Below are 19,842 nucleotides of genomic sequence, written 5' to 3'. Positions count from 1 at the left end.
CTCCCGAGGTGGATGCGGGAGCGTCCGCCGCGATATGCATGGACTCATGAGCAGCAACGGGGGAGCCCGCCACGGGGCCGACGAGCCAACGAGTTTCGGTCTGCAACCGCCGAACCCGCACGCACCGGTGCCGAACCCGCCGGCATCCGGGCCGAACCCGCACGCACCCGTCCCGCACCCCAACAACCCCTACGCGACGCCCACCCAGGCCGTGCCGCCGCAGTCCCACTCGGACCGGTCCGAGTCGCCGCACGCCCAGTCGGCGCAGCAGCACCCGGCCCAGCCGCACCCGGCGGAGCAGTACCCCGCGCCACGTCAGCCCGCGCAACAGCCGCCGCAGCAGCAGCAGTCGGCGTCGGCCGGTGCCGCGCCCGATCCCGGCGCCGGGCGGCTGATCGCCGGGCGCTACCGGCTGCTCTCCAAGCTCGGGGCCGGCGGCATGGGCACCGTATGGCGGGCCAAGGACGAGACGGTGGACCGTGAGGTCGCGGTGAAGGAGCCGCGTGTCCCGGACCATCTTCCCGACCGTGAACGGTCCAACGCGTACGAGCGGATGCGCCGCGAGGCCCGCGCCGCCGCCAGGCTCGACCACCCGGCCGTGGTCAACGTCCACGATGTCGCCGTCGTCGACGGCCGGCCCTGGATCGTCATGGAGCTGGTGCAGGGACGTTCCCTCGGCAACGCCCTCCAAGAGGGCACCCTGAGCGCCCGCGAGGCGGCCAGGGTGGGCCTGGAGATGCTCGGCGCGCTGGAGGCCGCGCACGCGGCCGGCATCCTGCACCGGGACGTGAAGCCGGACAACGTCCTGCTCGGCCGGCACGACCGGGTCGTCCTCACCGACTTCGGCATCGCGCAGATCGAGGGCGAGACGAACCTGACCGACACCGGCGGCTTCGTCGGCTCGCCCGAGTACATCGCGCCGGAGCGGGTCCTCGGCCAGCGCCCCGGACCGGCGAGCGACCTGTGGTCGCTGGGTGTGGTGCTGTACGCGGCGACGGAGGGCGTCTCGCCGTTCCGCCGCAGCAACACGCCGGCCACCCTCCAGTCCGTCCTCAACGCGACGCCCGCCTCGCCCGCCTCGGCGTCCGGCCCGCTCGCCGAGGTCATCAACGGCCTGCTGCACAAGGACCCGGCCCGCCGCCCGAACGCCGCGCAGGTCCGCTCCCTGCTGGAGGCCGCCGCCAACCCGCCCGCGCCGCCCGCGCCGACCCGGGTCGTGACGGTGACGGGCCCGGCCGGCGGGGGCCGCCGGTTCGGCCGCAAGTCCTGGACCGCGCTCGGGGCCGTGGTGGTCGCCGCCGCGGCGGTGGCGTACGTCCTGGTCGCGGACCCGTTCGCGGGCCCGCTGCCGGACGGCTGGACGACCAGGCCGGAGAAGGCGCTCGGCGCGACGCTCACCGTGCCCGAGAGTTATGTGCGGAGCGTGCCGGAGAAGACCGACGAGACGCACTGGGTGACGTACACCGACAAGAGCGGCGCCATCTGGATCGGCCTGACCCTGGAGAAGAAGGCCGAGGACACCACCGGCGAGATCGCGGACTCCGCGTCGGCCGAGATGTACGACGACAACGCCACCTTCAAGGAGAGCGGTTCCTACGCGCTCGCCATGCCGGAGGGCCCGAAGACCGCGCCCAGGCCCGACGTGGCGTACGAGGGAAAAAAGGCCGCCGAGAACACGGTCACGTACGTCACGGACGACAGTGACAACCCGCTGCCCCGCGCGCTGCGGATCTTCTACTACAAGAACTCCGCCGGGAACATGTTCAAGCTCAGCGTCAGCTACCCGGGCGAGGGCGACTTCACCGCGCGTGGGGAGGAAGTGGCGCAGACCGCCATCGACAACCTGGACATCAACAGGCTCTGAGCCCAAGGCGCTTGTGCCCGCGTCGACAACGGGGCGCTCCGCAGGGTAGGCATGGGGCATGAGCGACGGCGGCGAACATCAGCGCGACGGACGGCTGATCGGAGGGCGCTACCGACTGGTCGAGCGCATCGGCTCCGGGGGCATGGGCACGGTGTGGCGGGCCCATGACGAACTCGTCGACCGCGAAGTCGCCGTCAAGCAGCCGCGCCTGCCCGGCGCCCCCGAGGACGAGGTCCATCAGCGGGCCGCGCACCGGCTGCACCGGGAGGCCCGCGCGGCGGCCCGCGTCGAGCATCCGTGCGCGGTCACCATCCACGATGTGGTCGTCGAGGACGGACTCCCTTGGATCGTCATGGAGTTGGTCCGCGGCGAGTCCCTGCACGAACGGCTCCGCCGGGGCGCCCTGCCCGTCGCCGAGGCCGCCCGCGTCGGGCACGCCGTGCTCGGCGCCCTGCGTGCCGCGCACGCCGTCGGGATCGTCCACCGTGATGTGAAACCGGCCAATGTGCTGCTGGGCCGGCACGGCCGGGTGGTCCTCACCGACTTCGGCATCGCGCACGTCCAGGGCGAGGAATCGCTCACGGTCAGCGGGGAGTTCGTCGGCTCGCTGGAGTTCGTCGCGCCGGAGCGGATGTCGGGCCGCATCGCCGGACCACCCTCCGACCTGTGGTCGCTGGGCGTCCTGCTGCACGCGGCCGTCGAGGGCGGCTCCCCGTTCCGCCGTACGACGGTGGAGTCCACGCTCGCCGCGATCCTCGGCGACGACCTGCCCGAGCCCCAGCAGGCGGGCCCGCTGGGGCCGTTGATCGTACGGCTGCTGGCGAAGGCCCCCGAGGAGCGGCCGGACCCGGCGGAGGCGACGGCGACCCTGGATGCGGTGGCGGAGGGACGGCCCGTACCGGTCGCGGAGGGAAAGTCCATACCGGTGGCGGAGGGACGGTCCACAGCGGGGGCGGACGCGGGGCGGGCGGAGGCCGAGGCGGACGGGGGCCGGACGATGCCCGAGGCGGACGTAGGGGAAGCCGAATCCGAGCCCGGGGCCGAATCCGAGACCGGTGTACAGGAGCCCGGCTCCGAACCCGGGCCCTCCTCCACGGAACCCGCCGTCCCCCCGCCACCCCGCGGGCGCCGCCTCGCCCTGCGTCACCCCGTCGCCTACGGGCTCGTGGGGGCGCTGCTCGCCGGTGTCCTCTGGTTCGGCGTCTCGGTGTTCGGCGGGCAGGACGACGACACGTCCGCCGCCGAACTCGGTCCCATGGTCTCGGACGCCGGTTCCGTGGGCCCGAGCACGGGCTCGACGCCCGCGGAGCAGGACGGCTGGACCGTCCACCGCGAGCCGGAACTGGACGCGTCCCTCGCCCTCCCGTCCGACTACGAGGAGCAGGCCCGCGAGGGCGACCTGCCGCGGATCGTGGTCTACGGGTACGGCCCGGTCTCCGTCCGCCTCACCCAGTGGGACAAGGCGCCGCGGGACGCGATGGGCCAGGCACAGGAGGCGCACACCACCTGGTCGCTGTACGACCCGGACGCGAGCACCCAGTACACGAGGACGAGTTTCCAGGGCGGCGAGGCGGTGATCGCCGACACCACCTACACCTCCGAGGGCAGCTCGACCCGGGTCATGGAGCTGATGATCCTGACCGCGGACTCCCGTATGTACGAGCTGCGGGTGGACATGCCCAAGGGCACACCGGACGAGCGGCGGGGCACCTCGGTGTTCAAGGGCGCCCGCGACCGGCTGGAGCTCGGCCGCGTCGGGTGAACGGCCGATCAGCGTCGTACAACGGCCTGATCAGTACGTTTGTTGCCAGTGAACACTGGCGGAGTGTGAGTACTCGGTGAATGCCGATTACCGACGGGTACACAAAGGCTCCGGGGCGGCATACCCTGCGCCTCATGACCGACGCGCAGGCGCCCGAGAAGGCGACCACCGGCACGAACCCCCTCGCCCCCACCCCGGCGGGCGTCCGCACCGCCGCCGACGTGGTCACCCCGGAGCTGATCGCCCAGCTCACCAAGGGTGTGGCGGGTTCGGGGCGGACCGCCAACCACACGCCGTTCACCGGCGACAAGCTGGCCGACCTCCCCGAGTCGACGCCCGAGGACGTGGCCGGCGCCTTCGAGGCGGCCCGCGCCGCGCAGTACGTGTGGGCGCGGACTCCGGTCCGGCAGCGCGCGGCGGTACTGCTGCGCTTCCACGACCTCATGCTGGAGCGGCAGGCCGAGGTCCTCGACCTCATCCAGCTGGAGACCGGCAAGGCCCGGCTGCACGCCCACGAGGAGGTGCAGGGCGTCGCCGTCGCCGCCCGCCACTACGGCCGCCGGGCCGCCGCCTATCTGAAGCCCAGGCGGCACACGGGCGCGATCCCCGTGCTCACCCATGTCACCGAACTGCGCCACCCGCGCGGTGTGGTGGGCCAGATCGCCCCCTGGAACTACCCCCTCGAACTCTCCGTCGGCGACGCGCTCCCCGCGTTCGTCGCGGGCAACGCCGTGGTGATGAAGCCGGACACGGAGACCTGCCTGACCGCGCTCTGGGCCCGTGACCTGCTGATCGAGGCCGGTCTGCCGGCCGAGGTGTTCCAGGTCGTCCTCGGCGCGGGCCCGGTCGTCGGACCGGAGATCGTCAAGCGCGCCGACTACGTCTCCTTCACCGGCTCCACCCGCACCGGCCGCGAGGTCGCCCAGGGCGCCGCCGCCCGGCTGGTCGGCGTCTCCCTCGAACTCGGCGGCAAGAACGCGATGCTGGTCCTGGCGGACGCCGACGTGGAGAAGGCCGCGGCCGGCGCCGTCCGCGCCTGCTTTGCCTCCGCGGGCCAACTGTGCATCTCCATCGAGCGGCTGTACGTCCACGAGTCGATCGCCGACGCCTTCCTGGAGCGCTTCGTCGCCCGTACGAAGGCCCTGCGCCTGGGCACGTTCCTCGCGTACGGCGCCGACCTGGGCTCCCTCGTCGGCGCCCGCCAGCTGGAGACGGTCACCCGGCACGTGGAGGAGGCCGTCGCCAAGGGCGCCACCGTCCTCGCCGGCGGTGTGGCCCGCCCGGACGTGGGCCCGTACTTCTACGAGCCGACCATCCTCGACGGCGTCGCCGAACCCATGGCCGTCTGCGCCGAGGAGACCTTCGGCCCGGTCGTCTCCGTCTACCGCTTCTCCGACGAGGACGAGGCGATCGAGCGCGCCAACTCCACGGCGTACGGCCTCAACTCCTCGGTCTGGACGAAGGACGGCCGGCGCGGCCGCGAGGTCGCCGCCCGGCTGCGCACCGGCACGGTCAACGTCAACGAGGGTTACGCCCCCGCCTACGGCAGCGTGCAGTCCCCGATGGGCGGCATGAAGGACTCCGGCCTCGGCCGCCGCCACGGCTCCGAGGGCATCCTCAAGTACACGGAGGCCCAGACGGTCGCCCAGCAGCGGGTCCTGCCGATGGCCCCGTCCCTGGGAATGAACGACGAGAAGCACGCCGAATTCATGAGCCGCAGCCTGCGCCTGATGAAGGCACTCCGGCTGCGCTGACAACTCCGCCGACCGGCCGAGGGGCGCGGGGAACTGCGCGACAAGCCACATCCGACCCGCACGCGCATCTCGACGAGGAGACCCCGTGCCTCAGGACACGCAGGACACCTACGACTACGACGTCATAGTCATCGGCTCCGGCTTCGGCGGATCCGTCTCCGCCCTCCGCCTCACCGAGAAGGGCTACCGCGTCGCCGTACTGGAGGCCGGCCGCCGCTTCACCCGCGAGACCCTCCCGAAGAACTCCTGGGACCTCAGGAACTACCTCTGGGCTCCCAGGCTCGGCATGTACGGCATCCAGCGCATCCATCTGCTGGGCAACGTCATGGTGCTCGCGGGTGCGGGCGTCGGCGGCGGCTCCCTCAACTACGCCAACACCCTCTACGTACCGCCGCAGCCGTTCTTCGACGACCCGCAGTGGCGTGGCATCACGGACTGGCACGCGGAGCTGAAGCCGTACTACGACCAGGCGCAGCGCATGCTCGGTGTGCGGGTCAACCCGACGACGACACCGTCCGACGTGCATCTCAAGGCGGCCGCGCAGCGGATGGGCGTCGGCGACACCTTCCACATGGCGCCGGTCGGGGTCTTCTTCGGCGACGGCGAGGACGCCGACGGAAAGGCGCGGACCCGGCCCGGCGCACGGGCCGCGGACCCGTACTTCGGCGGCGCGGGCCCCGACCGCACGGCCTGCACCGAGTGCGGCGAGTGCATGACGGGCTGCCGCCACGGCGCGAAGAACACCCTCAACGAGAACTACCTCTACCTCGCCGAGCGGGCGGGCGCGGCCGTGCACCCGCTGACCACCGTCGTCGCCGTCACCGACGACTCGCGCGGCGGCTACGCGGTGACGACCGTGCCCACCGACGGCCGCAGGAAGACCAGGGGCCGGGTGCTCACGGCCCGCCGGGTGGTGCTCGCCGCCGGCACCTACGGCACCCAGACCCTGCTGCACCGGATGAAGGCGAGCGGCCGGCTGCCGTACGTCTCCGGCCGGCTCGGCGAACTCACCCGCACCAACTCCGAGGCCCTGGTGGGCGCCCAGACCGCCAACCGCCGCTACCGCAAGGTCACCGGCGAGGCCAGGCCCGACTTCACCCGCGGAGTCGCCATCACCTCGTCGATCCACCCCGACGACCACACCCACATCGAACCGGTCCGCTACGGCAAGGGCTCCAACTCGATGGGCGGCCTGTCGATCCTCCAGGTCCCGTACGCCGAGGGCTCCTCGCGCGCGGCGGCCTGGCTGCGCAACGCCGCCCGCCACCCGCTCCTCGTGCTGCGCTCGCTGTCCAAGCGCCGCTGGTCGGAGCGGACCATCATCGCCCTGGTCATGCAGTCGCTGGACAACTCCCTGACGACGTACCTGAAACCGGACGGGGTCGGCAAGGGTCTGCTCACCGCCCGCCAGGGCCACGGAGTGCCCAACCCGAAGCAGATCAGGTCCGCGGTGGAGGGAGCGACGGCACTGGCGGCCGAGATCAACGGCTTCGCCGGTTCCAACGTCGGCGAGCTGATGGGCACCCCGCTCACCGCGCACTTCCTCGGCGGCTGCCCCATCGGCGACTCCCGCGAGACCGGTGTCATCGACCCTTACCACCGGCTCTACGGCCATCCGGGGATCTCCGTCGTCGACGGGGCCGCCGTCTCGGCGAACCTCGGCGTGAACCCGTCCCTGACCATCACCGCCCAGGCCGAGCGCGCGATGTCCTACTGGCCGAACAAGGGCGACGCCGACCCACGCCCCGAGCAGGGGACCGCGTACGAGCGGCTGGAGCCGGTGGAGCCGCGCGACCCCGCGGTGCCGGCGGACGCGTTCGGCGCGCTGAGGCTGCCGTTCCTGGGGATGCCGACGGTGCCGAAGAAGGCGTAGGGCACGGCGGGGCCCGCCTCTCGGCGAGGGCAAGAAGAAGGACCTGCACCCCCCTCCGAGCGCAGGTCCTTCTCCTCCTTGCGTGAGGTTCTCGCGTCACATGCCGTCGACGCTCACGCGTGCTTGCCGGCCGTTACGCGTCGGCACCGGCCTTCCGCCGCTTCACGGCGAACACCGCACCCGCACCGGCGACGACGGCGATACCGCCGACCAGACCGATCACGGGCAAGGCGGAACTGGAGCCGGTCTCGGCGAGGTTGCCGGTCGGCAGGGCCGAGACGTCACCCTGCGGCTTCTTCACCGAGCCCGAGCCCTTGTCGTCGTCGCTCGGGTCGGCCGTACCCGGGTCCGGGTTCTGCGCGCCGGCGTCGAGGACCTGGAAGTCGTACTGGACCCAGCCCTCGGCGATGCAGTCCTGCTCCTCGATGTTGTCGAGGTAGGCGCCCGAGCCGAAGGAGTAGGCGTCACCGGCGGGCGCCTTGGCGTCGATGGAGACGCGCAGGTCGACCGACTGGCTCGCGTTCGACTTCAGCGCGTCCACGAAGAAGAAGTAGTCACCGGACCAGGACTCGTCGCCGATCCGCTCCCACTTGCCGTTCTCCGGGTTCTTGAACTGGAGGTCGACGTACGGGCTGAGGAACTTCGCCTCGTCGAGCTCGTAGTTCTCGACCTCGGCGTAGAAGGCGACGTTCTTGACGTCGGCCGCGGAGTCGTTGGTGACGGTCAGCTCGAAGGCGTGGAAGCCGTCGCCGGCCACGATCTTGCCGGGCAGGCCCTTGATGCCCGCGGAGACCTTCGCCTGGTCGTAGTCCTCGTCGAGGTCCTCGCAGAACGGCACGTTCGGGTCGCCGGGCTCCTCGCTGGGTCCGGCCGGCTCCGAGGGCTCGTCGTCGCCGGGCTCCGACGCGGTGGCCGAGGGCGAGCCCGTCGCGCTGCTGGAGGTGTTGCTCTCCGGCAGCGAGGTGTCGCTCGGCGGCGGGGCCGGCTCGGTGCTCTCCGACTCCGTGTCCGAGGGGGGCGGCGTGACCGTGTCCGTGGCGGTGTCCGTCGGCGACGGGCCGGTGGAGGACGTGTCCGACGTCTCCCCGTCGGCGAACGCGGCGGGCGCGACGGTGAGCAGCGCGAGCGGCGCGATGACGGCCGTCGCGGCGGCCGTTGCCAAGGCACGGCGAAGCTTCATTGATGTGACCTCGAAAATCCGGTGCCCCGCCGGGGGAGCGGGTGTGTCCGTTGATTCAGGAGGTTGGATCAGTGAAGCCTGTGAATGGTTGTCCCTTGTTCACATCATTCTTATGTGGCCTGGGTCACATATTTGCAAACGGAAGGGCCCCGCGGGAGTCGGCCGCGGGGCCCTTCCTTCGTCAGCACCGGCGTCAGGGCAGCGCCGGTGCCGGGGAGCGGCGCCGGGGGGTTGCGCCGCTGGCTTTGCGCGTCTTCGGCAGTGTGCCGGTGTCGGAACTGGGCGGGTTCCGTCGGTCGGCCCCGGGCGTCCCCGGAGCCGACCGTTCCTGAGTGACCGGGCTGCTGTCCCCTGCCGTCCGGTCACAACCCTGGAGCGAGGTCCCACGACGCACAGCACGATCCGTACGTCTCATCGCCCCAGCGAGCCACGCGTGGTTCTTTCGGGCCCGCGCCTGGCTGACACGGACATCGGGACCAACGAAGCCTCTCGCGGGCCGGTCACGCGCCGTACGGGTGAGAGGCCATGCGTACGTACGTGCACGGAACGCCGATTCACCCCTCAGACCTTGCCGCGGCACAGTTCGAGCAGCGTCATCGCGAGCGCGGTGCCCGGCCTGCCGAGCGCCTCCCGGTAGTGGCCGAGGATCTCCATCTCGCGGGAGAGGTTCACCCGGCGGCCGCCGGACGCGATCCGGGCCTCCTGGATCACGGTCGAGACGGCCATCCGTTCCTGGATCAGGCCGATGATCCGGTCGTCGAGCGCGTCGATGCGTTCGCGCGCGCCGGTGATCACGTCGCCGGCCTCGGCGGTACGGGCACCGGTGCGCTCCGCGGTCCGCTGCGTGGCGGTGGCGGTGGCGGTGGCGGTGGTGGGGGTGGGGGTGGGGGTGGGGGTAGGGGTCATGTCGGGTCTCCTCGTGGCGGGTGGTGGCCCGGACGGACAGGACCCGGAAACGCCAGACGCCCCGGGCCTTGTCGGCCCGGGGCGCCTGGGAAGTCGCTTGTCAGTGGCTCAAGCAGCACAACCATGGCAGCCGGCGGGCCGGTTGCCATAGGTAAAGCGGAAGGTCGGGTGCGTGAGCATGCCGCAAGTATGCCACGGCTGCCCCGGTGGCCGGTCCCCGGCAGGCGGGAGGCACACCCGGCCCTCGGTAGAATCGGGAGGCACAGGTACCCCGCCCCACCGCCGGAAGGCAGCCGTGTCATCAGCGACCCCCGCCCCCGAGACCGTTCTGGTCGTCGACTTCGGCGCGCAGTACGCCCAGCTCATCGCCCGCCGGGTCCGTGAGGCCCGGGTCTACAGCGAGATCGTGCCCAGCACCATGCCGGTCGCCGACATGCTCGCGAAGAACCCGGCGGCGATCATCCTCTCCGGCGGCCCGTCGTCGGTCTACGCCGACGAGGCCCCCCGCCTCGACCGCGCGCTCTTCGAGGCCGGCGTCCCCGTCTTCGGTATGTGCTACGGCTTCCAGCTGATGGCCCAGACCCTCGGCGGCACGGTCGACAACACCGGCGCCCGCGAGTACGGCCGTACGCCGCTGCACGTCTCCAAGTCGTCGTCCACGCTCTTCGAGGGCACCCCGGCCGAGCAGTCGGTGTGGATGTCGCACGGCGACGCCTGCTCCGCCGCCCCCGAGGGCTTCACCGTCTCGGCGTCCACGGACGTCGTCCCGGTCGCCGCGTTCGAGAACGACGAGAAGAAGCTCTACGGCGTCCAGTACCACCCCGAGGTCATGCACTCCACGCACGGCCAGCAGGTCCTGGAGCACTTCCTCTACCGGGGCGCGGGCCTGAGCCCGACCTGGACCACGGGCAACGTGATCGAGGAGCAGGTCGCCGCGATCCGCGAGCAGGTCGGCGACCGGCGGGCCATCTGCGGACTCTCCGGCGGTGTGGACTCCGCGGTCGCCGCGGCCCTGGTCCAGAAGGCCATCGGCACCCAGCTGACCTGCGTCTACGTCGACCACGGTCTGATGCGCAAGGGCGAGACCGAGCAGGTCGAGAAGGACTTCGTGGCCGCAACCGGCGTCCAGCTGAAGGTCGTGGACGCGGAGGAGCGGTTCCTCAAGGCGCTCGCCGGGGTCTCGGACCCCGAGGAGAAGCGGAAGATCATCGGGCGCGAGTTCATCCGCGTCTTCGAGCAGGCGCAGGCCGAGATCATCGCCGACGCGGGCCCGGCCGTGGAGTTCCTCGTCCAGGGCACCCTCTACCCGGACGTCGTCGAGTCCGGCGGCGGCACCGGCACCGCGAACATCAAGTCCCACCACAACGTCGGCGGGCTGCCCGAGGACCTCGAGTTCCAGCTGATCGAGCCGCTGCGCCAGCTGTTCAAGGACGAGGTCCGGATGGTCGGCCAGGAGCTGGGCCTGCCGGACGAGATCGTCCAGCGCCAGCCCTTCCCGGGCCCCGGCCTGGGCATCCGGATCGTCGGCGAGGTGACGAAGGAGCGGCTCGACCTGCTGCGCGACGCCGACGCCATCGCCCGCGAGGAGCTGACCGCGGCCGGCCTCGACCGGGAGATCTGGCAGTGCCCGGTGGTGCTGCTCGCCGACGTCCGCAGCGTCGGCGTCCAGGGCGACGGCCGCACCTACGGCCACCCGATCGTGCTGCGCCCGGTGTCCAGCGAGGACGCCATGACCGCCGACTGGTCGCGACTGCCGTACGACGTCCTCGCGAGGATCTCGACGCGGATCACCAACGAGGTGCGTGACGTCAACCGGGTCGTCCTCGACGTCACCTCGAAGCCGCCGGGCACCATCGAGTGGGAGTAGGCCCTTCCGGGCCGGCCCGGTCCGCCCGCGTCAGGTCCGCCTGACCGTACGTACCGGCGCTCCGGGCTTCCACACCTGCACGGCCAGATACGTGTTGTCCTCGATCGAGGTCCGTACGACCTCCGTCAGCTCGGTGCGGAAGAGGTGGAACGGCTCCGGCGGTCCCACCTCTTCGGTGTACCGGCTCTTCCCCGCCGGATCCGTGACCTCCACCGCCCGCCCGCTGATCCGTACATCGCCGCCGCCCATCGACTGCCCCTCACCCGGATTCGCCTGGAGCGCGAACCGCGGGTCGCGGCGCAGATCGAGCGCCTTGACCGAGTCCGGCATCATGCCCAGCCACAACTCGCCGTCGAGGAAACGCACCTCCAGCCCGGTCGTCCGCGGCGAACCGTCCTTGCGGAGCGTCGCGAGCGTGTGATGGGTGAAGGCGCCGAACCGCTCCTCGGCGATCCGGGCCAGCTCCGGCTCGGCGGCGGCGAAATCCGCCCAGCCCGCGGTGGAGGTTTCCGGGGAAGGCGTGATGCCGGCGCCCCCGGGGGTACTGGTTTCAGCCGTGGTGCCGGTCGCGGTCCGGTCGGTCGCTCGGGTCATACGGTGAGTCTGTCCCCGAAACCCGACATCCGCTGTCCGGTATCAGCCAGAGACATCGTCTTTCCGGCTGAGCACTGTCATCTTGGCCTGACCGACGGTAACTTCCCGCCCGTAAAGCACCCCCAGTGCCGGAGGATCCATGCTCGGCCCCACTCCGCCCCCTCCCGTCCCCACGGATCGGCTCCGGTTCGCCATGCCACCGATGCACGAGTCGATGGAGGACGAGCGCCGGCATCGCAAGGAACGGCTCGCGGGCGCACTGCGGATCTTCGGCCGCCAGGGCTTCGAGGACGGCGTCTCCGGCCACATCACGGCCCGCGACCCGGAGCACTCGGACTGCTTCTGGGTGAACCCGTTCGGCATGCCGTTCAGACATGTCACCGTCTCCGATCTCGTCCTCGCCAACCAGGACGGCCAGGTCATCGAGGGCCGCTACCACGTCAACCAGGCCGCCTTCACCGTGCACGCCCAGGTCCACGCCGCCCGCCCGGACGTCGTCGCCGTCGCGCACTGCCACTCCGTGCACGGCCGCGCCGTCGCCGCCCTCGGCGACCTGCTCGACCCGATCACCCAGGAGAGCTGCGCCTTCTACGAGGACCACGCGCTCTACGACGGCTACACCGGCGTGGTCGTCGACACCGACGAGGGCCGCCGCATCGCCGACGCGCTCGGCACCCGCAAGGCGCTGATCCTGCGCAACCACGGCCTGCTCACCGTCGGCGACTCCGTGGACGCCGCCGCCTGGTGGTTCCTCTCCATGGAACGCTCCTCCCAGGTCCAGCTCACCGCCCGCGCCGCCGGCCGCCCGGTCCTCATCGACCACAAGCCCGCCGTCGCGACCCGCGAACAGCTCGGCGGCGACCTCGTGGCCTGGATCAACTACCAGCCCCTGTGGCAGGAGATCAGCCGCGGCGAACCGGACCTGCTGAGCTGACGCCCGTAGGCCGTTGTCCTAGAAGTCCGGTGCGAAACCGCGCAGCACCACGGTCTTGGTCATCGCGAACTCCTCGTCCGTGAGCACCCCGTCCCGATGCAGTTCCCCCAGCTCCCGCAACCGCCGCAGCAGCACGTCGTGATGGCCGTCCGGCACGGGCGCCGGTTCGGGCCCCGGCAGTGGCGTCGGGCGGTCCACGGCCCTGCCGGTCACCCGCTCGACGGCGGCGCCCCGGACGGTGGACGGATGCGGCAGCCGGGCGGTCACGGCCGTCGCCACCAGCGCGGTGAGCAGATCCCGCCGCACACTGCCCCACAGATCCAGCGCGTACGGGTCCTTCTCCGCCGGCAGCTTCGAGAACACCGCCTCCCGGGTCACGAACCTCAGGAAACCGTCCTCGTAGCCGGAGTTGGGCAGCCACTCCACCTGCACCAGATCGGCCACGTCGATGATCCGCGGCCCCGTCGCCCGCTTGACCCGGTCCGAGGTGTCGCTCCAGTCGATCCGCACCCGCGTCCCGTCGAACGACACCGTGCCGTCGCTCGACCGCACCGACACCGGAACCGGCGGCCCCGGCAGCAGATAACCCCCGGTCGGCTCCTTGGGGATCTGGTCGAGCAGCAGGCCCTGCCGGATCTCCTCCGCCACGTACTCCGCGACCCCGGAACGGTCCATGTCCACCGTCAGCCGGTACGGATCCGCCGCCTCCGGCAGCCGCCCGCCGGTCGCCTGGAGCAGCGGGTCCGCGCCCTCGCGCAGCCGCAACCGCAGCCGCCCGCGCTTGCGTTCGGGTTCGTAGACCACACCCGCGACCGCTTCGAGCGGCACCGCGACCTCTCCGTACGTCTGCCGGAACAGCGGCACCGACCGGTGGAGTCCCGGCGTGATCCGGACCGTTGTGCCGTCGAAGGCCCAGGTCCCGTCCCGCTGGATGATCTCGGCCATAAGGGAATTCTCGCAGCCGGGTCAACACGGCGATCCGCTCTTCACCCGCGCTCCGTCCGCATTGCCGGACCTGCCGGGCGCACGCCGGGCGGAGTAGGGCACAATTCGCTGTCGTCGCACCGCGGTTGTGCGCCGCCGGAACGGACCCGCGACCGGGCCGGGCCGGCACGGGATCGGCCGGCCACCAGCCGTCGGCCGGTCGATTCGCTTCACGGGGAAGGCGGTCGTCGGGCGTGGCGGTGCAGGAAGCGGGAGCGGGCGTCCCAACGGGCGGACACGGAGGCGGCTGCACCTGCGGGGACTGCCCCCACGGAGCACGCGCCGGCCATCGCAACGCGGTCGCCGCGTTCCTCCGGCTGCGGGACGACTTCGCCGCCGGCAAGGGACTCCCGGCCGCCGTCGCGCACTCGGCGTCGGCCTCCCGCCAGTGGGTCTCCGAGGAACTCACCCAGTCCGCCGAAGCCGTCGCCGAACGCAGCCGCGTCGAGGGCGACGCCCGGCTCACCCGCCTGTGGATCCGCACGGCCGGCGCCGTGTGGGGCGCCGTCGTGGTCCTCCTGCTCGTCCAGGCGCTCACCGCCATCGGCGCGGGCTGGACGGACGCCCGCACCGCCGGCCTGCTCGCCGCGCTGCTCCTGGCCGCGGTGCTCACCGCCGCCTCCTGGTACCACCGGGCGCGCGGCGGCGCACTGGCCCCCCTCATCGGCGAGGACAACCGCCTGTCGACCTCCCGCGCGGTCGCCGTCGCCTGGGTGCTGTTCGTCGTGTACGCCGTCCTGGTCCTGGCCGGGCAGCTCGCCGCCGCCTCCGCACCCCGTGAACGCGACGCCCTGATCGACGGACTCGACCTCGCCCGCGGCGCCGGCGCAGTCACCGTGCTCGCCGTGGTGTGCGCCATCGCCGTGCTGGTGCGGCGCGTGGTCGGGGTGCGGGTGCTGGGCCAGCGGCTCCAGAAGGTCCGCGCCGACCGGCCCCGCGCCGCCGACCTGCTGACCGACGACGCCGGCCGCGGCACCTTCGCCGACATCCAGTACGTCGCCATCAGCACGGTCGCCCTGATCTTCGCCGCCGTACGCCTCGCCCGCCGCCCCGACCAGCTGCCCGACCTCCCCTGGGGGCTCGCCGTACTGGTGCTGGTCTCCGCGGCCACGTACTTCGCCGGCAAGTACGCCGAGGGCGGCCGGCCGGTGATCCTCTCCGTCGTCCGCGCCCGCGAGGCCGGTGACCTGGACGGGCCCATCCGCACCGGCGACGACATCGAGATCCGGGGCGCCGGATTCGTCCCGCCCGGCGCGCAGACCGCCGACCGGCTGGCCCGCATGGTCGTGCGCATCGGCCCGGTCCACGTCCATGTCCCGCTGATCCCCGTGACCGGCGGCTTCAGCAACCCCTCCGACACCCGCCTCACCGTCCCCGTCCCCGTGGAGGTCGAGCCCGGCCGGGTCGCCGTCCAGGTCGTGACCGCCGCCGGAGCGGAGACCACCCGGTACGAGATCGACGTGACGGACTGAGCGAGGCGTCCGGACCGGGCCGCCGTTTCTCCGCCGGGTCCGCCCGCGCTCCGGTCCCGTGGCCGCCGGACCCTGGTGCGGAAGGTCAACGCCCGGGAAAACTGTGCCGACGGCATTGAGCGGCTCCTTCCATTCGTACGTATGGTCAATTGAGGGGTCTCGGCACTGCGCGGTGAGAGGCGGCTAGCAGCGATGACTCACAGTTATCACACGGATACGCACACCCCCTACGTCGACGGCGGACGGAACTGGCGGGACAACGCCACCCGGTACGCCCTGCTCCCGTTGCGCGTCTTCCTGGGCGTCACCTTCATCTATGCCGGTCTGGACAAACTCACCGACAGCGCCTTCCTGAAGGACTCGGGCGCCGGATCCATCGGCGACATGATGCGAGGCGTCAAGGACTCCTCCGCCATCCCCGCCCTGGTCGACCTGGCCCTGAACAACCCGGTCGGCTTCGGATACGCCATCGCCTTCGGTGAACTGGCCGTAGGGCTCGGCACGCTGTTCGGACTGCTCTCGCGGCTTGCCGCGCTCGGCGGCGCACTGATCTCGCTCAGCCTGTGGCTGACCGTCAGCTGGGCGTCCGACCCCTACTACTACGGCAACGACCTGGCCTACCTGATGGCCTGGCTGCCCCTCGTCCTCGCGGGCGCCCCCGTCCTCTCCCTCGACGCGGCCCTGAGGGCACGGCGACGAGCGAGGACAGGAAGCTTCCGCTGATCCGAGGTGCTGGAGGCCGGCCCGTACGAGGTCCGGTCAGCGCCGGGACTCGGCCGACGTGCCCGCACGGGTGTCGCCGGCCGCGCCCCGGCGCTTTCGTATGGAACGGCCCAGGATGCCGACGGAACCTGCCAGACACAGCCCGCCGATCATGATGGGGATGATTGCGAACCAGGGGGTGTCCCAGGCGTCGCCCGCGTCTCCCACGTAGATCACGCCCGCGAGGGTGACGAAGAAGCCGGCCACCAGCTTTCCGGGCTGGAACTCATGACGCAGCACGGAGCACCTCCGCCTGTCCGACGCCGACCTGGAGATCCAGACTCAGCGTGCCGGCGTTCGCCGCGTCCTTCGTCGGCTTCAGCGTGACCTCCTGGTACTGACCGGGCTGCACGTCCACGTCCTGGTTCTGCTCGCCCGGCAGCTGGATGTCGCCGAGCCCCACGTCGATGTTCATCCGCACCGACACGTCCGGGGGCACGATCACCCGCAGCCGGCCCACGCCCACATCGGCCTCCATGCTCACCGTCTGTCCCTTCCTGACGTCCAGCCGGGAGAGGTCGAGCGTGCCCTCGCCGGTGCCGAGGTCGTACTTGTGCTGGACCTGCGCCACCGACGCCGGCTGCCAGGCCGTGCGTATCCAGTGCGTGCCGATGTCCTTGGGCACCGCGGCCGTGGCCGCCAGCAGACCTGCCGTGATCACCGCCATGAAGACCGACCCCGCGCCCGTCCGCCCGAGGAACGCGCTGACGGCCATACCCACACCGAAGACCACGAGCGCGCCCGCGAGACCGGTCTGAAGACTGGTGCCGAGCGGGTGGTCGTCCCACGTCAGTTGGGTACCGAGGACACCCGCGGCGAGGGCGAGCAGGAAGATCCAGCCGCCGATCCAGCGGGGCCCGCGCGGCTTGGGCACGGCCGCACGTGGCGCCCGGTCGGGCCAGGAACCGGCCGCGCGGGCGGCCAGGCCGATGTTCACCGCGGCCGCGATGTCCCGTACCCGCGAGTCCTGCGGCCCCCACAGATATCCCGTCCCGCCGACGTGCCGGCCGTCCTTGACGATCGGGTCCCGCCACCAGGACTGGTAGGCGACGGGAACCGGCGGTGCCTGGGGCTCCGGCGGGGCGTCGGCCGCGGCCTGGGCGGCCAGCGGATCGGGGTCGGGGGCCCCGCGCCGCTGCGACCAGTACCCCGCGCCCGCCAGAAGCACGGAGAGGACGACGGCGAACGCCAGCACCCCGCCGTTGTTCATCATGGTCAGGAAGACTCCGCAGCCGACCAGCGCGAACAGCACGGCGGCGAGCGCCTGCCCGTCCACCCGGCCGGTGAGGAGCTTGCGGACCTCGTTCTCCTCGTCGTCGGCGTACGGCACGAAGAGCCATGCGAAGCCGTAGAAGATCAGGCCTATGCCGCCGGTCGCGGAGAGCACCGCGAGCGTGATCCGGAAGATCACCGGATCGATGTCGCACTGCCGCCCCAGCCCGGCGCACACCCCGGCCAGCATCTTGTGCTGCCGGTCCCGCCGGAACCGGTGCGGTGCTCCGGGGCCACCGGGCTCCTCGGTCACGGCCCCCAGCTCCGTGTGCGCGCCCGCCCGTCCCTGCGCGGTCGCGCCCCCGTGCGCACGCGGTTCCTCCACCGCGGCGGCCGGGTCGGTCGCCGCGGACGCGGCCGGGTCGGGCCCGGGGTCTGCGGCGTGCTGGTGATCTGTCATGTGTCCATGGTGACGGCCGAGCAGCGTCAGCGGCAGTCGGAACAACCCTGGCCGGACCCTGATATCGCCCCCGAGCCGCAGCGGGGGAAGCGTTCGACGGGACACCCCGGTGAAGATCAGGGGAGTCTCGGGGGCCAACCCTGATGCTCCGCTCCACCGCCCGTGTGACCATCAATGGCATGCCGGACGCCGCAACCGCACCCCTCGTCGAACCGCGGCCGCCGCGCAAGCTCTACCGCAGCAGCGACGGTCGCTGGCTCGGTGGCGTGGCGCGGGGGCTCGCCGGGCATCTCGGGCTGCCCGTGATCTGGGTGCGGCTCGTCTTCGTCGGCCTGTTCACCGCGGACGGCCTCGGCGCCCTGCTCTACGCCGCGTTCTGGTTCTTCGTGCCGCTCGGCGTCGGCGGGGTCGAGACGCAGAAGCCGCCCGCCTTCGTCAGCACCGAGATGTCGGCCGACGGCCGCCGCAGAATTGTCGCCCGCAGACCCGACAAGGGCCAGATCCTCGCCCTGGTCCTCATGGTCATCGTGGCCATGGTCTTCGTGGGCAATGTGAACCTGGGCGGCGGTGCCACCGCCTATCTGTGGCCGACCCTCTTCGTCGGCGCCGGTGTCGCCCTCGTCTGGCGCCAGGCGGACAACGCCCGCCGGGCCCGCTGGGTGGAGGTCGGCCGCCGCAAGCGCACCCTCAACCTGCTGCGGGCCGTCGCCGGCGTCCTGCTGGTCACCGCCGGCGTCACCGGCATCTTCGTGCTCCAGGGCTCCGCCGCACACCTCGGTTCGGTCCTTCAGGCGGCCCTCGCCGTCCTCGTCGGGATAACGCTCCTCGCCGGGCCGTATCTGGTCCGTATGACCCAGGACCTCTCCGAGGAGCGGCTGATGCGCATCCGCGCCCAGGAGCGCGCGGAAGTCGCCGCCCACGTCCACGACTCGGTGCTGCACACCCTGACCCTGATCCAGCGCAACGCGGAGAACGCGAACGAGGTGCGCCGCCTGGCCCGAGCCCAGGAGCGTGACCTGCGCACCTGGCTCTACAAGCCCGAGGGCACCGGCAAGGACGAGGCCGACGAGCCCACCACACTCGCCGACGCGGTCCGGCGCAACGCCGCCGAGATCGAGGACAAGCACGGCGTCCCCATAGAGGTGGTCGTCGTCGGCGACTGCCCCCTCGACGAGAGAATCGCGGCACAGATGCAGGCAGCGCGCGAAGCAATGGTGAACGCCGCCAAGTACGGTGGCGAGGGCGGCGCGGTGCAGGTCTACGCCGAGGTCGAGGGCAGGACGGTGTTCGTCTCCGTCCGCGACCGCGGCCCCGGCTTCGATCTCGACTCGATACCCGCCGACCGCATGGGCGTCAGAGAATCGATCATCGGCCGCATGGAGCGCAACGGCGGCACGGCGCGGCTGCGCGCGGTGCCGGGCGGCGGCACGGAGGTCGAGCTGGAGATGGAGAGGGCGGAGAACACGTCATGAGCGATCCGACCGAGGCGAACGGCACGACGGAACCGGGCGAGCCGGCAGAGGCGGGCCGTCCCGTCGGCGGCGCGAGCGAGCGGCATGTGCGTGTGGTCCTCGTCGACGACCACCGTATGTTCCGTACGGGCGTGCAGGCAGAGATCGGCCAGACCGCGCAGACCGGCGTCGAGGTGGTCGGCGAGGCCGCCGACGTCGACCAGGCGGTCACCGTGATCACGGCGACCCGGCCCGAGGTGGTCCTGCTCGACGTGCATCTGCCCGGCGGCGGCGGGGTCGAAGTGCTGCGCCGCAGCGCCGCGTTGATGGCCGACGCCGAGCAGCCGGTGCGCTTCCTCGCCCTGTCCGTGTCGGACGCGGCGGAGGACGTGATCGGCGTGATCCGCGGCGGCGCCCGCGGATACGTCACCAAGACCATCACGGGCACGGATCTGGTGAACTCCATCTTCCGTGTCCAGGAGGGCGACGCGGTGTTCTCGCCGCGCCTCGCCGGCTTCGTCCTCGACGCCTTCGCCTCCACCGACGCCCCGCCGGTCGACGAGGACCTCGACCGGCTCACCCAGCGCGAGCGCGAGGTGCTCCGCCTGATCGCCCGGGGCTACGCCTACAAGGAGATCGCCAAGCAGCTGTTCATCTCGGTGAAGACGGTCGAGTCCCATGTCTCGGCGGTACTGAGAAAACTCCAGCTGTCGAACCGGCACGAGCTGACTCGGTGGGCTACGGCACGACGGCTGGTCTGATCGGGG

General features: G+C 71.9%; 16 protein-coding genes. 10 read left to right on the top strand and 6 right to left on the bottom strand.

Going from position 1 to position 19,842, the window contains the following annotated elements; all coding sequences use genetic code 11:
• Window positions 1-46 precede the first annotated feature (46 nt).
• From ACIQAC_RS13125 to ACIQAC_RS13110, 4 genes are all read left to right on the top strand, one after another.
• A complete protein-coding gene (locus ACIQAC_RS13125) occupies window positions 47-1,864 on the top strand; it encodes a protein kinase (protein ID WP_402189985.1) in 1,818 nt (605 codons plus the stop codon).
• A 58-nt stretch (window positions 1,865-1,922) separates the two neighbouring features.
• Window positions 1,923-3,626, top strand: a complete 1,704-nt coding sequence (locus tag ACIQAC_RS13120; protein ID WP_402189983.1) for a protein kinase — start codon at window positions 1,923-1,925, stop codon at window positions 3,624-3,626.
• Between the two features lie 134 nt (window positions 3,627-3,760).
• A complete protein-coding gene (locus tag ACIQAC_RS13115; protein WP_402189980.1) occupies window positions 3,761-5,380 on the top strand; it encodes a succinic semialdehyde dehydrogenase in 1,620 nt (539 codons plus the stop codon).
• An 85-nt stretch (window positions 5,381-5,465) separates the two neighbouring features.
• Window positions 5,466-7,253 carry a GMC family oxidoreductase N-terminal domain-containing protein gene (locus ACIQAC_RS13110; protein ID WP_402189977.1) on the top strand — a complete coding sequence of 596 codons (1,788 nt, stop codon included), beginning with the start codon at window positions 5,466-5,468 and terminating at the stop codon, window positions 7,251-7,253.
• A gap of 133 nt (window positions 7,254-7,386) precedes the next feature.
• Here the strand turns inward: ACIQAC_RS13110 and ACIQAC_RS13105 are convergent, their stop codons facing one another.
• Both ACIQAC_RS13105 and ACIQAC_RS13100 read right to left on the bottom strand, forming a co-directional pair.
• Window positions 7,387-8,433: an LAETG motif-containing sortase-dependent surface protein gene (locus tag ACIQAC_RS13105; protein ID WP_402189975.1), complete on the bottom strand. Its 1,047-nt coding sequence runs from the start codon at window positions 8,431-8,433 to the stop codon at window positions 7,387-7,389.
• Between the two features lie 561 nt (window positions 8,434-8,994).
• A complete protein-coding gene (locus ACIQAC_RS13100) occupies window positions 8,995-9,339 on the bottom strand; it encodes a chorismate mutase (protein WP_402189972.1) in 345 nt (114 codons plus the stop codon).
• A 295-nt stretch (window positions 9,340-9,634) separates the two neighbouring features.
• Here ACIQAC_RS13100 and guaA point away from each other — a divergent pair, with 295 nt between their 5' ends.
• On the top strand, window positions 9,635-11,206 hold the full coding sequence (gene guaA / locus ACIQAC_RS13095) for a glutamine-hydrolyzing GMP synthase (RefSeq protein ID WP_402189970.1): 1,572 nt from the start codon (window positions 9,635-9,637) through the stop codon (window positions 11,204-11,206).
• 30 nt (window positions 11,207-11,236) lie between these two features.
• Here guaA and ACIQAC_RS13090 read toward each other — a convergent pair whose 3' ends face one another.
• Window positions 11,237-11,800, bottom strand: coding sequence for a pyridoxamine 5'-phosphate oxidase family protein (locus ACIQAC_RS13090; protein ID WP_402189967.1), 564 nt, complete (start codon window positions 11,798-11,800; stop codon window positions 11,237-11,239).
• A gap of 139 nt (window positions 11,801-11,939) precedes the next feature.
• Between ACIQAC_RS13090 and ACIQAC_RS13085 the strand changes: the two genes are divergently transcribed.
• The gene (locus ACIQAC_RS13085; RefSeq protein WP_402189965.1) at window positions 11,940-12,734 is read left to right on the top strand and encodes a class II aldolase/adducin family protein; all 795 of its coding nucleotides are present in this window, start codon (window positions 11,940-11,942) and stop codon (window positions 12,732-12,734) included.
• 18 nt (window positions 12,735-12,752) lie between these two features.
• Here ACIQAC_RS13085 and ACIQAC_RS13080 read toward each other — a convergent pair whose 3' ends face one another.
• Window positions 12,753-13,679 (bottom strand): DUF4429 domain-containing protein, encoded by a 927-nt coding sequence (locus ACIQAC_RS13080; protein ID WP_402189963.1) that lies wholly within the window; start codon window positions 13,677-13,679, stop codon window positions 12,753-12,755.
• A 233-nt stretch (window positions 13,680-13,912) separates the two neighbouring features.
• Here ACIQAC_RS13080 and ACIQAC_RS13075 point away from each other — a divergent pair, with 233 nt between their 5' ends.
• Window positions 13,913-15,190 carry a hypothetical protein gene (locus tag ACIQAC_RS13075; protein WP_402189960.1) on the top strand — a complete coding sequence of 426 codons (1,278 nt, stop codon included), beginning with the start codon at window positions 13,913-13,915 and terminating at the stop codon, window positions 15,188-15,190.
• Between the two features lie 192 nt (window positions 15,191-15,382).
• A complete protein-coding gene (locus tag ACIQAC_RS13070) occupies window positions 15,383-15,913 on the top strand; it encodes a DoxX family protein (protein WP_402189958.1) in 531 nt (176 codons plus the stop codon).
• Between the two features lie 36 nt (window positions 15,914-15,949).
• Here ACIQAC_RS13070 and ACIQAC_RS13065 read toward each other — a convergent pair whose 3' ends face one another.
• Both ACIQAC_RS13065 and ACIQAC_RS13060 read right to left on the bottom strand, forming a co-directional pair.
• A complete protein-coding gene (locus ACIQAC_RS13065) occupies window positions 15,950-16,192 on the bottom strand; it encodes a hypothetical protein (protein WP_402189955.1) in 243 nt (80 codons plus the stop codon).
• The gene (locus tag ACIQAC_RS13060; RefSeq protein WP_402189954.1) at window positions 16,179-17,624 is read right to left on the bottom strand and encodes a PspC domain-containing protein; all 1,446 of its coding nucleotides are present in this window, start codon (window positions 17,622-17,624) and stop codon (window positions 16,179-16,181) included. The genes ACIQAC_RS13065 and ACIQAC_RS13060 overlap by 14 nt, the downstream gene beginning before the upstream one ends.
• 179 nt (window positions 17,625-17,803) lie before the next feature.
• On the opposite strand from ACIQAC_RS13060, the gene ACIQAC_RS13055 reads away from it, so the two are divergent.
• Both ACIQAC_RS13055 and ACIQAC_RS13050 read left to right on the top strand, forming a co-directional pair.
• Complete coding sequence (locus tag ACIQAC_RS13055; RefSeq protein ID WP_402189952.1) at window positions 17,804-19,096, top strand: PspC domain-containing protein; 1,293 nt, start codon at window positions 17,804-17,806, stop codon at window positions 19,094-19,096.
• Entirely contained in the window at window positions 19,093-19,836 is a 744-nt protein-coding gene (locus ACIQAC_RS13050; protein ID WP_402189950.1) for a LuxR C-terminal-related transcriptional regulator, read from the top strand. Before ACIQAC_RS13055 ends, ACIQAC_RS13050 begins: the two co-directional genes overlap by 4 nt.
• Window positions 19,837-19,842 lie beyond the last annotated feature (6 nt).

Origin of the sequence: Streptomyces sp. NPDC088387, from assembly GCF_044753385.1 — a bacterium.
Lineage (GTDB): Bacteria > Actinomycetota > Actinomycetes > Streptomycetales > Streptomycetaceae > Streptomyces.
This window is presented reverse-complemented; position numbering and strand designations above follow the sequence as displayed.

Excerpts from the sequence above, each read along its gene's own strand:
- ACIQAC_RS13125 (WP_402189985.1), top strand. The coding sequence starts at position 47 with ATGAGCAGCAACGGGGGAGCCCGCCACGGGGCCGACGAGCCAACGAGT.
- ACIQAC_RS13120 (WP_402189983.1), top strand. The coding sequence starts at position 1,923 with ATGAGCGACGGCGGCGAACATCAGCGCGACGGACGGCTGATCGGAGGG.
- ACIQAC_RS13115 (WP_402189980.1), top strand. The coding sequence starts at position 3,761 with ATGACCGACGCGCAGGCGCCCGAGAAGGCGACCACCGGCACGAACCCC.
- ACIQAC_RS13105 (WP_402189975.1), bottom strand. The coding sequence starts at position 8,433 with ATGAAGCTTCGCCGTGCCTTGGCAACGGCCGCCGCGACGGCCGTCATC.
- ACIQAC_RS13100 (WP_402189972.1), bottom strand. The coding sequence starts at position 9,339 with ATGACCCCTACCCCCACCCCCACCCCCACCCCCACCACCGCCACCGCC.
- ACIQAC_RS13090 (WP_402189967.1), bottom strand. The coding sequence starts at position 11,800 with ATGACCCGAGCGACCGACCGGACCGCGACCGGCACCACGGCTGAAACC.
- ACIQAC_RS13085 (WP_402189965.1), top strand. The coding sequence starts at position 11,940 with ATGCTCGGCCCCACTCCGCCCCCTCCCGTCCCCACGGATCGGCTCCGG.
- ACIQAC_RS13080 (WP_402189963.1), bottom strand. The coding sequence starts at position 13,679 with ATGGCCGAGATCATCCAGCGGGACGGGACCTGGGCCTTCGACGGCACA.
- ACIQAC_RS13070 (WP_402189958.1), top strand. The coding sequence starts at position 15,383 with ATGACTCACAGTTATCACACGGATACGCACACCCCCTACGTCGACGGC.
- ACIQAC_RS13060 (WP_402189954.1), bottom strand. The coding sequence starts at position 17,624 with ATGACAGATCACCAGCACGCCGCAGACCCCGGGCCCGACCCGGCCGCG.
- ACIQAC_RS13055 (WP_402189952.1), top strand. The coding sequence starts at position 17,804 with ATGCCGGACGCCGCAACCGCACCCCTCGTCGAACCGCGGCCGCCGCGC.
- ACIQAC_RS13050 (WP_402189950.1), top strand. The coding sequence starts at position 19,093 with ATGAGCGATCCGACCGAGGCGAACGGCACGACGGAACCGGGCGAGCCG.